Source organism: Cyanobium sp. BA5m-21 (genome assembly GCF_024346235.1).
In the GTDB taxonomy this organism is placed as follows: Bacteria; Cyanobacteriota; Cyanobacteriia; order PCC-6307; family Cyanobiaceae; genus Cyanobium_A; species Cyanobium_A usitatum.
On sequence record NZ_JAGQCO010000055.1, the window covers coordinates 1 to 13516 of the forward strand.

The 13516-nt window shown below is 65.8% G+C and carries 17 protein-coding genes; 9 read left to right on the forward strand and 8 right to left on the reverse strand.

The annotated features are described in order from the left end of the window. Window positions 1-207: 207 nt before the first annotated feature. From KBY72_RS12465 to KBY72_RS12495, 7 genes are all read right to left on the reverse strand, one after another. Window positions 208-921, reverse strand: a complete 714-nt coding sequence (locus tag KBY72_RS12465) for a KilA-N domain-containing protein (RefSeq protein WP_254993723.1) — start codon at window positions 919-921, stop codon at window positions 208-210. Continuing rightward, window positions 918-1202, reverse strand: coding sequence for a hypothetical protein (locus tag KBY72_RS12470; RefSeq protein ID WP_254930994.1), 285 nt, complete (start codon window positions 1200-1202; stop codon window positions 918-920). Before KBY72_RS12470 ends, KBY72_RS12465 begins: the two co-directional genes overlap by 4 nt. Next, a complete protein-coding gene (locus tag KBY72_RS12475) occupies window positions 1202-1783 on the reverse strand; it encodes a hypothetical protein (RefSeq protein ID WP_254930995.1) in 582 nt (193 codons plus the stop codon). Before KBY72_RS12475 ends, KBY72_RS12470 begins: the two co-directional genes overlap by 1 nt. Beyond that, window positions 1776-2012, reverse strand: coding sequence for a hypothetical protein (locus tag KBY72_RS12480; protein WP_254930996.1), 237 nt, complete (start codon window positions 2010-2012; stop codon window positions 1776-1778). Before KBY72_RS12480 ends, KBY72_RS12475 begins: the two co-directional genes overlap by 8 nt. Then, window positions 2009-2734, reverse strand: a complete 726-nt coding sequence (locus tag KBY72_RS12485; RefSeq protein WP_254961898.1) for a hypothetical protein — start codon at window positions 2732-2734, stop codon at window positions 2009-2011. Before KBY72_RS12485 ends, KBY72_RS12480 begins: the two co-directional genes overlap by 4 nt. Window positions 2735-2860: 126 nt before the next feature. Beyond that, complete coding sequence (locus KBY72_RS12490; RefSeq protein WP_254961899.1) at window positions 2861-3556, reverse strand: XRE family transcriptional regulator; 696 nt, start codon at window positions 3554-3556, stop codon at window positions 2861-2863. A gap of 219 nt (window positions 3557-3775) precedes the next feature. Continuing rightward, window positions 3776-4153, reverse strand: coding sequence for a VRR-NUC domain-containing protein (locus KBY72_RS12495; RefSeq protein WP_254930999.1), 378 nt, complete (start codon window positions 4151-4153; stop codon window positions 3776-3778). Between the two features lie 60 nt (window positions 4154-4213). Between KBY72_RS12495 and KBY72_RS12500 the strand changes: the two genes are divergently transcribed. Further along, the gene (locus tag KBY72_RS12500; RefSeq protein WP_254931000.1) at window positions 4214-4450 is read left to right on the forward strand and encodes a type II toxin-antitoxin system Phd/YefM family antitoxin; all 237 of its coding nucleotides are present in this window, start codon (window positions 4214-4216) and stop codon (window positions 4448-4450) included. Beyond that, window positions 4450-4896 carry a type II toxin-antitoxin system VapC family toxin gene (locus KBY72_RS12505; protein ID WP_254931001.1) on the forward strand — a complete coding sequence of 149 codons (447 nt, stop codon included), beginning with the start codon at window positions 4450-4452 and terminating at the stop codon, window positions 4894-4896. The genes KBY72_RS12500 and KBY72_RS12505 overlap by 1 nt, the downstream gene beginning before the upstream one ends. On the opposite strand, the gene KBY72_RS12510 is transcribed toward KBY72_RS12505, so the two are convergent. After that, window positions 4893-6317, reverse strand: coding sequence for a DEAD/DEAH box helicase (locus tag KBY72_RS12510; protein ID WP_254931002.1), 1425 nt, complete (start codon window positions 6315-6317; stop codon window positions 4893-4895). The genes KBY72_RS12505 and KBY72_RS12510 overlap by 4 nt on opposite strands. A 106-nt stretch (window positions 6318-6423) precedes the next feature. Here KBY72_RS12510 and KBY72_RS12515 point away from each other — a divergent pair, with 106 nt between their 5' ends. The 7 genes from KBY72_RS12515 (at window position 6424) to KBY72_RS12545 (ending at window position 13426) form a co-directional block, all read left to right on the forward strand. Next, complete coding sequence (locus tag KBY72_RS12515; protein WP_190548267.1) at window positions 6424-6627, forward strand: hypothetical protein; 204 nt, start codon at window positions 6424-6426, stop codon at window positions 6625-6627. A 10-nt stretch (window positions 6628-6637) separates the two neighbouring features. Then, a complete protein-coding gene (locus tag KBY72_RS12520) occupies window positions 6638-9265 on the forward strand; it encodes a primase-helicase zinc-binding domain-containing protein (protein ID WP_254993724.1) in 2628 nt (875 codons plus the stop codon). Between the two features lie 287 nt (window positions 9266-9552). Continuing rightward, window positions 9553-10245: a hypothetical protein gene (locus tag KBY72_RS12525; RefSeq protein WP_254931004.1), complete on the forward strand. Its 693-nt coding sequence runs from the start codon at window positions 9553-9555 to the stop codon at window positions 10243-10245. A gap of 104 nt (window positions 10246-10349) precedes the next feature. Next, on the forward strand, window positions 10350-10733 hold the full coding sequence (locus tag KBY72_RS12530; protein ID WP_254931005.1) for a hypothetical protein: 384 nt from the start codon (window positions 10350-10352) through the stop codon (window positions 10731-10733). Between the two features lie 4 nt (window positions 10734-10737). Further along, window positions 10738-11274 (forward strand): hypothetical protein, encoded by a 537-nt coding sequence (locus KBY72_RS12535; RefSeq protein WP_254961902.1) that lies wholly within the window; start codon window positions 10738-10740, stop codon window positions 11272-11274. Further along, a complete protein-coding gene (locus tag KBY72_RS12540; protein WP_254993725.1) occupies window positions 11274-12902 on the forward strand; it encodes a terminase in 1629 nt (542 codons plus the stop codon). Before KBY72_RS12535 ends, KBY72_RS12540 begins: the two co-directional genes overlap by 1 nt. A 38-nt stretch (window positions 12903-12940) precedes the next feature. Further along, window positions 12941-13426 (forward strand): sigma-70 family RNA polymerase sigma factor, encoded by a 486-nt coding sequence (locus KBY72_RS12545; RefSeq protein WP_254993726.1) that lies wholly within the window; start codon window positions 12941-12943, stop codon window positions 13424-13426. Window positions 13427-13516: the final 90 nt, after the last annotated feature.

Here is a 13516-nt window from a genome sequence, read left to right on the forward strand (position 1 = left end):
GGTGAGCACCCCTCGCAACCGCAGCTGGCGGAGGGTTTCGCGGCACATCCCCAGGGCAGTGCAGGCCTCTGCCGTTGTCACCCAGACCCGCTGGCGAGTGGTCGTTACCTGGGTGTCCATCAGCCTCCGGCCAGTTGATCGCGGAAGCGCTTGAGCGTGTCGACCAACCAGGAGCGGCGGTAGCTCTTGACCTGACGCGGGGCCCCGTCAACGAACTGCTGGCGAAGCGGCGGCTCCTGGCCGAAGTCTGTCCGGTAGGCCTCGGCCACCAGCATCCCTGCAGAGCGGTACTTGGCGCGCGGCAGCGCCTCCTGGAACACTTCCAGCCAGGCATCGCTGAGGGTCAGCTCGTCGTCGACAGGAGTGCCGGGTAGAGCCCCCTGAGCTTGCAGTGAGAATGTTGCTGCGGACGATGTCCTTGAACAGGAGCTGGTCGCGCTGGTCGAGTCCACCCAGCCGCTCGAATAGCCCGATGCTGCGCTCCACCAGGGCGATCACATCGACCTCCCGCAGCCGCGGTGGGCTCGTTTCTGCCGGTGCCCTTTGCGCCTGCTGGACGCTCTCCAGAAACCAGCCATCCATCCACACCGCAAACGGTGCGCTGATCCAGCGGGCCAGGTCGACTGCGACCTGGGGATGGACCCAGGTGCCGCCGCCCTGGCCTTGGCGGGACTCGATCAGGTCAAACATCCGAATTACGGAGGTTTCAGCGAGGGCATCCAGATAGGTCTGGCAGCGGTCGCTTTCCCGGTACTTCGACCACTGCTTGTTGTTGGCTTTGCACATGGCCGTGGCATTCACGTAGCCATCACTGGTGCGGCGGGAGATCGGCGTGCCTTTCCAGGAACGGGAGACCAGAGCGGGGTGATTCATCGAGACGAGAGGTGCAGCGGGATGGAACGGCGTCGTTGTGGTGTTCATTGGTCTGAGAGCGGTGTGACGGCGGGAACTTCGCCGGCGTCAGCGCTGGCATCGGAGTGGAAGACGGTGTTGGTGCTGGCCAGCGGCCGCGGTGGCACGGGCCCGGCGAGCACCAGCAGCAGGGTGCTGAGCTGAAATGCCAGGCCCAGCAGCGCCAGAGCGCGCAAGCCAGCCAGGCTGGAAACCGTGACCATGACGGTGGGCCGGCGGGTTCGGCAGAAGGCCGGCAGCTGGGGGCGGGGCCCGAAGGCCCCATTACTGCGGACGTGCGGTGAACCCATCAGAAGGGGGCCTCGTCGTCGTCCTTAACAGCCCAAGCGGATCCGTTGTCCGCACCCGTGGTGTAGCCCTCGACTTCTTCAAACCCGTCGGTGGGATCGACCTGCTCGTAGGGCACGAACTCGACGACCTGAACAGCACGGGGCTGGAAGGTCATGCCGCAGCCGTTCTCCCCGTCCCAGTCGTAGATGTCAAAGGCGACGACCACCTTGGAGCCGTTGCCTATGGCGGCCCCATCCCAGGGCTGCTTTTTGGCATCGACGATGCGGGGCCCCTCGGAGTGGGAGCCGTCACGGCGCTGGAACTGCGGCACCTTGAAGCGCACCACGGTGATCTCGCTGGGCTTCTCCTTGTCGGGCTTCCAAGGGAAGCCCTTCTCGGCGCGGCGCTTGCGGCTGCCGTGCAGGGCGATGAACTGGTCTTCCATCGCTAGCAGGAAGGACTGGGCCCTCTCATCGCTGTTGGGAAGGAGAAGGTCGGCCGTCCAGGCCTTGGGCTTGCTCTTGTCGAGCTGATGCCTGGGGGTGATCAGATGGGCCCAGCGCACTTCGGCGAGGGGGGTACGAAAGATGTCCTTAGCCATGGGTTGAAACGGGGTGAACGGTGGAAATGGGCTGTTGATCGAAAGGAGGCAGGGGCGGCAGACCAAAGCGTTCGCGCAGCAGGTGATGCACTGCCCCGCTGGCCGAGAGGTTGTGGCGCTCCATCACCTCGCGGACTCGCAGGTACACATCTGTGCGCACCTGGGTCTGGATGAAGTGGCGACCGGCGGCCGAGCGTGGCTGCTCGCCGTAGCGACGAAGGCCTTTCACGGCTCCACCGGCGTCGCGGCGTCATCGAGGCCGTGCCCCTCGCACTCCTCAAGGAAGTGGTCGACGAAGGCGGCGTGCTGGTGCTGGTTGATGCGATCACCGATGGAGCGGGCATTGCGCGGCACTTGGAAGTGCTCGCGGAACGCCTTGGTCAGCTCCTGGCGTGCTGCCTGGGGCAGGGCAAGGATCCGCTGGTGGGTGGCCTCGATCTCCTGGGGCGTGAGCGGCTCCAGAGCGACATCGATGTCAACCACTGGGGCAGCCTCTTTCTCCTTGCTGGGCTCAGGCCCAGCCGGAGCACCAGTAACCCCGACAGATGCGAGGCTCTTTGCCCCTTTCTTCTCAGGCTCTACAGGCTGAGCCTGTTTGGCCAAAGGGATGCCCAGCAGCATGGCCAGCATCCAGCCGGAGGCCCGCAGCAGGTCGTCGACTTCGTCGGCCCACTCCTCACTGGTGACTTCAGCTCCACCGGAGTGCATCACCGTGACCCGCAACTTGTTGCGGCCGTGGATGTCGACCAGCTGGACGCTGAAGGCAATGCCCGAGGCAAAGGCCGGTCTGGCTGCTTCGACTACAGCAGCTAGATCAAGGGAAGGAACGGCCTGCACCTGCTCCTGGAACGAGGCCAGGGCGGCTGTAAGGGCGCGCTCGGCGCTGCCTTTTTCGTCGAGCAACGCGAGGGCGTCGGTTGGCACGCCTGCGCGTGCGGGGGTTTGGGTCATGACATCAGAGAGCCGGGCTTGTGCCCGCTGGCCTGAGCTTAGCGGCTTGCTAACGCTAGGCGCAACCCCAGACTTTGCTTGCAATCGTCCAGGTCGGCCCTGGTTGCGTCCGCCAGAGCGGTCCGATCAGGCACCCAGCGCTTTCTGCTCCCAGGCGCCGATCCACTGCTCGGGAAGGAACTCCTCGCCATCCACCCAGAGCTGAGCCAGCTCAACCGAGCTGTAGTCGTCGATGGCCAGCACCTCTGAGAAACGCTTCTGGTGCTCCTTCGGTGCACCCTTGACCAGCTGCTCCAGGGCTTGGGTGACGTCGAGACCGCCTTCCTTGATCACGCGGCGCACATGCTGGCGCCATTTCTGACAGATCTCCTCGGCACGCTTCGAGGTCAGGGTCGGCGCGGGCGCTGCTTGAAAGGCCTTGGGCACCGGCACATAGCCGATGTAGCAGCTCCAGAAGTACACGGCATCCCAGAGCTTGTCGTCATCGCCGTGTAGGGGCTCCGCATCCTTCAGCTGGTCCTTCAACCGCTGGGACTTGACCGGTCCCCAGTCCTTCTCCGCCAGGCGACGGTTGAGCTCCTCGAGCTGAAAGAAGGCCTTCTGGCGCAGCTCGCCGGCCTTGCCCTGCTCGATCACCGAGAGATTCCCGTAGGAAATCACCTCAAACTCGGCTTCTGTGCCCCATTCACATGCGGTGTACTGGGTCCAGCCGTTACGGCGCCGCCAGTTGAGCAGCATCTTCCCAAAGGCTCTTCGGGACTCGTCCTGCCAGTCAAGGACGGCCTGGTAGGTGCGCTTGACGGGCTTCTTTGCTTGTGCCATAGCCCGATCCTAAGCGCTGCTTGGCACTGCTAGCCATAGCTTGTTACAGCTTGGCAGGCTGGTCTCGGTTATTTCCTGGCTCGGCCAAGAGCTGTTTGACCTGTTAAACGGTGAGAACCCGGCCCGTCTGGGCCTGGAAGCGGAGGACTAGCGTGTATGGGTGGATGCCGGGATAGCGACGGGCCAAGGCCTGCAGCTGCTTGCGGAGTTCGGGCCTGTTCATTGGACCGACCCGGCCATGGGATTCAGGTCCAGGACGGCTTGAGCCTCTGCAATCGAGCGGCAGACCGAGCCCAAGCCGCCAAGCTGCTGCACCAGCAGCAGAAAGGCCCGCTGCTCGGGGCTGACGGTTCCGGAACCCGTCTTGATCTCCAGGGCAACGAACTGGGCAATGCGCTGACCGACCAGTTCAGGCGTGATCTCCAGCGAGCGCAGACCGATCAGGTCGCTGCTGCCCTTGCACAACCCAAAGCGCACGAAGCGCCCCTGCTGGTCGACCAGGGCACCGGTGTTGTTGCGCCAGAGCCGTACCCGCCCGCGGCCGCAGGCCAGGCGGATGCGCTGCTGAATTTCGTGTTCGCTGGGGGAGGAGGCCATGCCTCCTGTTGCCGGGCCATCAGCCCGCCCTAGAGTTGGTCATCCAGATGGTCAACGGCCATGGTGCAGGTGACGGTGGCGGAAGCCAAGACCCAGCTCTCCAGCCTGTTGGATGCTGTGGAGGCTGGGCAGGCGGTGGTGATCACGCGTCGCGGCAAAGCCATCGCCGAGCTGGTGCCGCGCTGCAGCGTGCGTGATCTGCTGCCCCAGCTCGCAACCCTGCGTGGCTCGTTGCCCGAGCAGCCGACCAGCGGCGTGGAGACCATGCGGGCGTTGCGGGATGAGTCCGGCGCCTGATGCTCTACATCGACACCTGCGTGTTGCTGGCGGTGCTGACGCCGGAAGCGCACTCCGCCACGGCAACGGCGTTTCTCACTGAAGCCAGTGCACCGCTGGCGATCAGCTCCTGGAGTGTCACCGAGCTCCATTCCGCCCTCGGCCTGAAGGTGCGCACCAAGGCACTGAGCCAGGCGCAAGCCGAGACGGTGCTGCAGGGGTTTGAGCGCAGCCTGGCGCCAGGCCTGCTGATGCTGGAACTGGAGCCGCAGGACTTCCGCAACGCCAACGCCTGCTTGCGCGGCTGGAGCACGTCCCTGCGAGCGGCCGATGCCCTGCACCTAGCAATCGCCAGCGGCCGTGGCGCCACCCTCTGCAGCCTGGATGCCCCGTTTGTCGCGGCGGCCCAACAGCTGGGCCTGGAGGCTGAACTCCTGGGAGCAGGCGGCAAGCCAGTCAGGCATTAAGCGCTGCGCTGCCTGGCAGCCCAGACATACCTGGCCCAGCCCTGCTTGTAGCCCCGCTCTTGCTCCCGCTCCAGCAGCTGCTCGAAGGTCCGGCAGCCAGCTGCCGGGTGCGTGCGCCGGGGCCTCTGCTGCTGGTTGGGCTTGGGTTTGGGCCGGTGGCGGGCTGCGCCCGTGACTTCAACTAGTTCACCCTCAATCTGCTGGAGTCCGCGGCGCTGCTCATCTCGTTCGTCAGCCAGGAACAGATGGCCGCAGTCAGGGCAGACCTGTACCGCGCTGGGGCAGCTGCAGAAGCAGTGCGGGCAGTCCTTGATCGGAATCGAGACACCCTCACGCCGGCGGCGGCCGGCCAGGTTCCACTCGCGTTCATCGGTCGGCAGGCCGTGGCGATGGGCATTGCCGACGTGATCAAGGATCACGGCCTCCTGCTTCCCAGCTGCGGGCCGCAGGGCCCGGCCGACCATCTGCAGGTAGAGGCTCAGGGAAGCGGTGGGACGCATCAGGATCGCGCCACCCACTGAAGGGATGTCGGTGCCCTCAGAAATGATCATGCAGCTGCTGAGCACCTCCACATCGCCGGTGCCGAGCCCGGCGATCAGGCGTTTGCGCTCTTCGGTCGGGGTGCTGCCACTCACCGAGGCGGCCCGAATTCCCGCACTGCGGAAGGTCGCGGCAATCTGTTCGGCGTGCTCGATGGTGCAGCAAAAAACAATTGCCGTGCCGGGGTAGAGCCGGCGGCGGTAGTGCGACACCGCATCGCCAATGGCGGCCCGATCCCCAAAGGCGCGTGCCGCCTGCTCCAGGTCGAACTCGCCCATATGCCGGCGCCGCAGTTTGCTGTTGCGCGCCCCTGGCCAGGAGAACACCTTGGGCCGGGCCAGCCAGCCCTGTTCGACCAGCCAGGCCGCTGAGGGCCCGAGCACTAGGGCCTCGAAGTAGCCGCCGGCCTCTACGCCCAACCCTTTGCCGTCGAGGCGTTCGGGGGTGGCGGTCTTTCCGATCAGATGGGCGCCTGGCCAGGCCTCGATGATCCGGCCCCAGACGTTGCCTGCCACCAGGTGGTGGGCCTCGTCCTGAATGATCAGATCCGGCGCCGGCAGGGCTTTTAGCCGCCGGACCACGGTCTGCACCGAGCCCACCGCCACCTGCCGCCCCTGGATCCGGTGGCCGGGGGCGATCACATCGGGCTCCAGGCCCCAGGCCCGCACTGTGCCGGTGAGCTGCTCGATCAGCTCAGCCCGATGGGCAAGCACCAGCACCCGCCGGCCCTTGCTGGCCGCGCCGCGGGCGATGGCGCCGATGGTCTGGCCCTTGCCCGCACCGGTGGGCATGACCGCACAGACCCGGCGGTGGAGCTTGAGGGCGGCGCGGAGATCGGCCAGCAGTTGCTGCTGGTAGTCGCGCAGGACGATCGGGGCCACTGGGATTACAGGCGATCAGGACAGTGACTAGCCTCTATCCTTCTTTGGCTCAGCCTAGCGAGAGCTGGCCTAAAGCATTAGGCTGTAGTTCACGAGCGGAGTTCCCATGTCTGACTACGCCCTGCCGGTGAGTGTCTCGATCACCCAAGAGCAACTGGCCTGGCTTGATGCGCGGCGTCGGCACGGCTCCCTGAGTCGCTCAGCCGCCCTGCGCCAGGTGCTCGACGCTGTGATCCACCGTGAGTCCCTGGTTCCCGCGCCTGATCGCGGCTCTACGGGTAATCAGGCGCTTGCCAGCCAGGGCTGGTGAGCGACATCCCATGGCCGATGCCATTGCTGCGGCTCGGGGCCGCTGGCCGGAGATCCTTGCGGCACTAGCAGGGCTGAGCGACGCGGAGCTGAGCGATCGCCATCAGCCCTGCCCACTCTGCGGCGGCACGGATCGCTACCGCTTTGACGACAAAGACGGCAGCGGCTCCTGGTTCTGCAATCAGTGCGGCGGCAAGGACCAGCGCGGTGGTGCCGGCTCCGGCATCGACCTGCTCATGCGTCGGCAGGGCTGGAGTTTTGTGGGGGCCGCCCGGCAGGTGGAGGGCTTCCTTGGTCTGGTGCCTGACGACAACGCCAGCATTCCCAGCCAGAGCTGCAATCGCAACGGCAAGCCCTGGCGCATGCCCGAGAAGCCCCCTGCCGATGCCCCACCGCCCCCGTTGAACCGCGGCGCCACCGCCCAATGGGCTTACCGCAACGGCGCCGGGGAGGTGCTGTTCTGGATCCAGCGGATCCGGCTGCGCAGCGGCGGCAAGGCCTTCCTGCATCGCGTCTGGCTGGATGGGGACTGGCATCGCCCCAGCCGCCGCGATGCCTTCTCCTGCGACTGGCCCGCACCGCGTCCGCTCTACGGCCTGCCGGGCCTGGGCCAACGACCAGAAGCGCCCGTGCTGGTGGTGGAAGGAGAAGGAACCGCCGATGCGGCTACCCGTCTGTTCCCGCAGCACGTGGTGCTGAGCTGGGCCAATGGATCCAAGGCGATCGCCAAGGCGGACTGGACGCCGTTGGCCGGCCGCTCGGTGACGCTCTGGCCCGATGCCGATGCCGACGGCCTAGCGGCAATGGAGAACCTGACCGCCCTGCTGCATCCCCTCGACTGCCAGCTGCAACTGGTGGCTCTGCCGTCGGACCTGCCGCAAGGCTGGGACCTGGCCGACGCCGACTGGACGCCTCGGCAGGCCGCACGTCAGCTAGCCAAAGCGGTTCAGCCATGGACGGCGCCTGATGCCCGATGCGATGGCGGCAGCGGCGATGGTGCCCCACCACCGCCTGCCCCTGCAGCGGCCTCCAGGCCGGCAGCACCCTTCCTCTGCCTTGGCTACGACGCCGACGCGAACTTCTACCAGCCCGCCAGCACCGGCCAGGTGATCCGGCTTCCCCGCGGCTGCCACACCGCCACCCACCTGGTGGCGTTGGCGCCGCTGGAGTACTGGGAAAGCCTCTACCCCAGCCGCACCGGGGTGAACTGGCCGGCGGCGGCCAGCGATCTGCACAAGAGCTCCGCCGCGATGGGGATCTTTGCGGTGGAGCGCATCCGCGGCCGCGGGGCCTGGTGGGATGAGGGCCGCACCGTGCTGCACCTGGGCGATCGCCTGATCACTCCTGAGGGTGAGCACCCGATCACCAGGCCCTTTCGCTCACGGTTCATTTATCAGCGGCTCAAGCGCCTGGAGGGCCCCTGCGGAGTGGAGCCCCTGAGCGTGGCGGAGGCCGGAATGATCGTGGGCATCGCCAACCGCTTCCGCTGGGAGGTGCCGGCCTCAGGCACCCTCCTGCTCGGCTGGGTGGTGCTGGCTCCGATCTGCGGCGCCCTGCGCTGGCGGCCCCATATCTGGCTCACTGCCGGCGCCGGATCGGGCAAGAGCCAGATCCTCGATCGCTTCGTGGCACCGCTGCTCGGCGATCTGAGCCTGGTGGTAGTGGGCGCCACGACCGAGGCGGGCCTGCGTCAGACCATCTGCTCGGATGCCGTTCCGGTGGTCTTTGATGAGGCCGAGAGCAACGAGAAGGGCGACCAGCAGCGGATGCAGGCGATCCTCTCGCTGGCACGGGTTGCCAGCAGCGAGAGCAGCGCCGAGATGCTCAAGGGCTCCCCTAGTGGGGATGTCAGCCGCTTCCGGGTGCGCTCGATGTTTCTGATGTCATCGATCGCCACCGCCCTCAAGCAGGGGGCGGACAAGAGCCGCTTCGCGCAGCTCACCCTGCGCAGCCCCAACGAGATGGGCAAGGAGGAGCGAGAAGCCCATTGGCAGAATCTCGATCGCGATCTCGAGCACCACGTCACCCCTGAGCTGGCGCGGCGGCTGATCGCTCGCACCGTTTCGCTGATCCCGGTGATCCGCCAATCGGTGGTGGTCTTCTCCTCTGCCGCCGCACGCCACTTCGACTCCCAGCGCCTGGGTGATCAGTACGGCACCTTGATGGCCGGCGCCTGGTCGCTGCTCAGTGATTCCGTCCCCACCCAGGAGGAGGCCGAGCACTGCATTGCCTGCCACGACTGGGAGAGCTACAGCCAGAGCACCGAAGTGCCAGACGAGGCCCGCTGCATCCAGACGATTCTGCAGCGCCAGGTGCGGGTGGAGACCGACGACAAGCCCGTCACCCGCACGATCGGTGAACTGGTGGAGCTGGCCGCCTGCCACAACACCTGCCTCGATGTCAGCGCGGGCTTGGCCACCCAGACCCTGGGGCGCCATGGACTGCGGGTGGATCAGGACCGCCTGCTGGTGAGTAACACCGCCAAGGCAATTGAGCACTTCCTCGTCGATACCGCCTGGCAGAACAGCTGGCCTGTGGTGCTGTTGCGCTTGGGCGGTGCGCAACGGGCAGGACCGGTGCGCTTCTGTGGCGCCGGCATGGTCAGCCGTGCAGTCGCCATTCCCCTGAGCGTGCTGTAACCAGCTGCCGTTACAAAACGGCCAGACATAACAGCAGCGGTAACGCCCAGATCCCATGCACCGCTAGCGATCTGTGCATCCGTAACGATGTAACGCCTCAGGGATCACATAGAGCCCCCTATGAATTCAAAGACGAATTGACACCTTCTCAACCAGACGCTGCTGCTTGCTAATGCCTCTATATCTGAAAAAGGGTTACATCGTTACAGGCACCCCCAGAAGCCACTACAGGCAGGCGATCTCGGCTGTTACGCCCATCGTCACGCCGCGTCACAACTGAAACGGCCATGACCACCACCACCTCCACCTGGCTTGACCCCATCCCCGGCCTTTGGCGGGATGAGGCAGCTCACCGGTACTGGCTCGGCGATCACCTGTTCCCGGTGTCGATCACCGGCGTGCTGGCCCATGGCCTGAGCGACTACGCCAAGCGCTCGATCGAGGCCAAGCGGTCGATCTGGGAGCCGCGCGGCACCACCGTGCACGCAGCCCTTGAGTACTACAGCCAGGCCCGCTTCTTGGCGGGCAAGAGCACCAGAGAAGCTCTGCTGGACGCCGAGACCCTGTGCGGGCACCACCAGTACCGGGACTGGATCCTGCCGCTGCTGCAGCTGCCGCTTTGGGACGAGGTGCAGGTGATCGCCAGCGAACGGCTCAGCTGCTGCCTCATTCGCAACGTGGCGGGGGCCTTTGACGGCGCCTATGTCTCACGGGCCCTGAGTGAGCGCCGTGGCCACGAGGTGCGGGTGCTTTACGACCTCAAGACCCTCTCGGCCCACGGCCGGCCCTACTCCACCGCCGCCCAGCTGGGCGGCTACATGGTGCTGGAAGCTTCCCAGGGCAATCACTACGAGCTGGGCCAGACGATCTGGAGCAAGCCCGGCGAGGCCTTTTGCAGCACCTTCTACAGCCGTGAGAAGTGCCTGAGCGCCTGGGCCGCCGCCTGGAGCCGCTACTGCTCCACTCACAGGCCCTTCTGAGAGCAAGGATCAACGAGAGCCAGCTCAGCAAACTGGCTTGTAGATGCTGGCCGCTAGACTCAGCGGGCTCGGAATCATCCGGGCAACTGTTCTGATGTTCCTCGATGGCGGACCTCCTGCTTGTTGCTGCTCCCCAAGCTCCAGTCGCCGGTGCGGTAACTGAGGCTGATCTCGATGATCTGCTGGACGCGGTCACCGCGATCAAGGCGCAACAGAAGGAGCTGGATCAGCAGCTCGAGCCGCTCCTGGAGGCCCTCAACACGGCGATGGCCACCGGCCAGCTGGATCCGTCTTTCTCCCACAACGACTGGGCCTTTGCCCACAGCACCGGGCGCCTGAGCTACGAGTTCCCACCGGTGGTGCAGCAGATCGAGCAGCAGCTCAAGTCCGCCAAGGAAGCGGCGATCCAGCAGGGCAGCGCCACGGAGAAGCGCGGCAAGCCCTTCTGGACCATCCGCCCCCCGAAGACCCAGCCTCTGCCGTTCTGAGCTGATGCCGACGCGCGCCCACAACTGCAGCGCTGCTGATCCGGTGGAGGAGCTGCGCGCTGCCGCCAGCGCGGAGGACGACAACGGCCAGCCCATCTACGAACCTACCGATCCCGCCCGGCCGATCGGGCATGCCAACCCACCGCGTCGCACCAAGGGACATGCGGCCCAGCCACCGCCCCGGCCGTCACGACTGGAGGTGGAGCGCCGCGTGGCTGAGGGGCAGTTGTGGATCGCCCAGCGCATTCCTCTGGCGCTGATCTACGAAAAAGCTCGTGAAAGCTGGGGGGTGACCAACAGCCAGACGATCAATCGCTACCTCAACCTCGCCCGCGAGCGGATGGTCGAGGAGCTGATCTCCGATCGCCGCCGGCACCAGGCCGAGCAGATCTTTGCCCTCAATGACTGCGCTCGCCGGGCCATGGATGCTGAGCAGTTTTCAGCAGCTGTTGGCGCCTTCCGGGTCATCGCCGAGATCGGCGGCTTGCTGCGCGCTCCCCTCAAGGCACCAGACGGGCAGGCGCCAGGGGGCAGAAGCTGATGGCCGGCCTGCTGCTGGATCCGGGATCTGATCTCTGGGCCGATTGGGGCCTACTTGGTGCCCCCGATCCCTCCCGGTTCACTGCGAAGGAGGCCGCCCCAGGCCTGTTTCGCAACTTCATCAGCGAGGCTTACCCGAGCTACGCCTTCCACACCTGGGCCGAGCGACTGATCGCCTTGCTGCAGCGGGTGGCCGATGGCCAGCTCAACCGCCTGATCGTCTGCTGCCCGCCGCGCTTGGGGAAATCGCTTCTGGTTTCCAAGCTGTTTCCCGCCTACTGGGTGAGCCGCTACCCAACACGCTTCTGCGCCATTGCTTCCTATTCAGCCGAGCTGGCCTATGCCCATAGCCGAGAAGCGAGGCACTACTACCGCGCGGTTGGTAATCCCCTCTCCAAGGACTCCACCGCCGTTGGTAACTGGCTCACCCCTGATCGCGGCGGCTGCATTGCTGCTGGCGTTCGGGGACCATTTACGGGCAAGGGCTATGCCCTCGGGATCATTGATGACCCCTACAAGGGCCCAGAAGATGCCAACTCCGCAGCTCAACGCCAAAAACTGATCGAGTGGTTCCAATCCGTCTGGCTAACCAGATCTGAACCAGGGGTGAACGGCAATGCCGGAGCCGCCCAGGTGGTGGTGCTGACCCGCTGGCATCAGGACGACCTGATCGGCTGGCTGCTGGAACAGGAAAGCGGCGACGCCCCGCAGCACTGGCATTTGCTCAACCTGCCGGCCACCTGCGAGCCGCCCGAGCAGCAGCTCCACTTCGCCGCCACCTGCACGCTCGAGCCGGACTGGCGCCAACCCGGGGAGCCCCTTTGCCCCGAGCGGTTTCCCCTGGCTGAGCTGGAGCAGATCAGGATCCGCGCCGGCAGCTACTGGTGGAACGCTCTCTACCAGCAGCGGCCTTCTCCAGCGGAAGGTCTGCTGTTCCAGCGGCAGTGGCTGCGCCGCGCCAAGGGCCAGCAGACCTTCTCCCCCTTGGTGCTCAGCTGCGATCTGAGCTTCAAGGGAGGGGACGGGAACGACTACTGCGGCTTTGTGCTGCTGGGGCTCCACAGCGACTGCACCAGTCGTCATCCAGCCGTAGACGGCTTGGCCCAGGGCCTGCAGCTGCACCGCAGCGCGGCACTGCTGCCACCTAAAGCGTCATCCCGTACGCACGTGCCAACTAGTCCGGCGGCAGAAGAGGCCGCAGGTGGTGCGATCACCGTGCTGTGGAGCCAGCACCAGCGCCTCGATCTGCCGGGGGTGGTGAAGTTCCTCACCCACACCCTTGCTGATCTCAACCAGCGGGGGCTGACGCCTGATGCCGTGCTGGTTGAAGACGCCGCCAATGGCCCGGCGGTATGTCAGCTGCTCCAGCGCCAGATACCTGGACTGATTGCAGTGCGGCCAGCAGGCAGCAAGGTCAGCCGCGCCCATGCCGTCGCGCCCTTGCTTGAGGCCGGCCAACTGGGCTTCTGCCCTGGCAACGACGACTTGATCACTGAGCTGCTGGGTTTTCCCAACGCCGCCCATGACGACCTGGTGGATGCCTTCTGTCAGGGGGTGACCTGGCTGCAAAACCAGCACTGGCGAGGCAGCGGCAGCACTGCCGCAAGACCGTTGCTCTTCTCCCGCTGAGGGGGGCATAGCCCCCGATCCCTCACTGCCGCCCTGCCATGAGCCCTACCTCCCAAAACCACTGCCGCCAGCGACCCTGCCGTTCGCCCCACGGCGCTGCTGATGCTCTGGTGGTTGAGCATCTGCACTTTGCGGCCAAGGTGGCGGCCAACTACGCCCGCCGCACCGGCCATCCCAAAGAAGACCTCGAGCAGCTGGCAGCAATTGGGCTGATCAAGGCCTCACGCCGCTACGACTGCAAGCGGGTGAACCGCAGCAGCTCCAACTTCATCGCCTACGCCAGACCATTCGTGAACGGCGAAATCACCCACTACCTGCGCGATAAGGGGTTTCTGATTTCGGTGCCGGGCCGCTGGCGGGAGCTGCATGCCAGGGGGCAGAAGTTGCTGCGGCAGGGCATACCCGCAGATCAGATCCCCAAGCAGTTGGGGCTCACACCAGAACGTTGGGCTGAGATCGCAGCGGCCTGCTCAGTGCGCGTGGTGGCGATGGCGATCAGTGATGACGAGGGGCTAAGAAGCTGAAATTGCAGCCGCTGTCATCAGGACACACCTGCCGTGTCAGCGACGATCAGGCCCCACTCCAGCAGCAGGGCGGTCACCAGGGCGATGGCA

Excerpts from the sequence above, each read along its gene's own strand:
- KBY72_RS12465 (WP_254993723.1), bottom strand. The coding sequence starts at position 921 with ATGAACACCACAACGACGCCGTTCCATCCCGCTGCACCTCTCGTCTCG.
- KBY72_RS12470 (WP_254930994.1), bottom strand. The coding sequence starts at position 1,202 with ATGGGTTCACCGCACGTCCGCAGTAATGGGGCCTTCGGGCCCCGCCCC.
- KBY72_RS12475 (WP_254930995.1), bottom strand. The coding sequence starts at position 1,783 with ATGGCTAAGGACATCTTTCGTACCCCCCTCGCCGAAGTGCGCTGGGCC.
- KBY72_RS12485 (WP_254961898.1), bottom strand. The coding sequence starts at position 2,734 with ATGACCCAAACCCCCGCACGCGCAGGCGTGCCAACCGACGCCCTCGCG.
- KBY72_RS12490 (WP_254961899.1), bottom strand. The coding sequence starts at position 3,556 with ATGGCACAAGCAAAGAAGCCCGTCAAGCGCACCTACCAGGCCGTCCTT.
- KBY72_RS12495 (WP_254930999.1), bottom strand. The coding sequence starts at position 4,153 with ATGGCCTCCTCCCCCAGCGAACACGAAATTCAGCAGCGCATCCGCCTG.
- KBY72_RS12500 (WP_254931000.1), top strand. The coding sequence starts at position 4,214 with ATGGTGCAGGTGACGGTGGCGGAAGCCAAGACCCAGCTCTCCAGCCTG.
- KBY72_RS12505 (WP_254931001.1), top strand. The coding sequence starts at position 4,450 with ATGCTCTACATCGACACCTGCGTGTTGCTGGCGGTGCTGACGCCGGAA.
- KBY72_RS12515 (WP_190548267.1), top strand. The coding sequence starts at position 6,424 with ATGTCTGACTACGCCCTGCCGGTGAGTGTCTCGATCACCCAAGAGCAA.
- KBY72_RS12520 (WP_254993724.1), top strand. The coding sequence starts at position 6,638 with ATGGCCGATGCCATTGCTGCGGCTCGGGGCCGCTGGCCGGAGATCCTT.
- KBY72_RS12525 (WP_254931004.1), top strand. The coding sequence starts at position 9,553 with ATGACCACCACCACCTCCACCTGGCTTGACCCCATCCCCGGCCTTTGG.
- KBY72_RS12530 (WP_254931005.1), top strand. The coding sequence starts at position 10,350 with ATGGCGGACCTCCTGCTTGTTGCTGCTCCCCAAGCTCCAGTCGCCGGT.
- KBY72_RS12535 (WP_254961902.1), top strand. The coding sequence starts at position 10,738 with ATGCCGACGCGCGCCCACAACTGCAGCGCTGCTGATCCGGTGGAGGAG.
- KBY72_RS12540 (WP_254993725.1), top strand. The coding sequence starts at position 11,274 with ATGGCCGGCCTGCTGCTGGATCCGGGATCTGATCTCTGGGCCGATTGG.
- KBY72_RS12545 (WP_254993726.1), top strand. The coding sequence starts at position 12,941 with ATGAGCCCTACCTCCCAAAACCACTGCCGCCAGCGACCCTGCCGTTCG.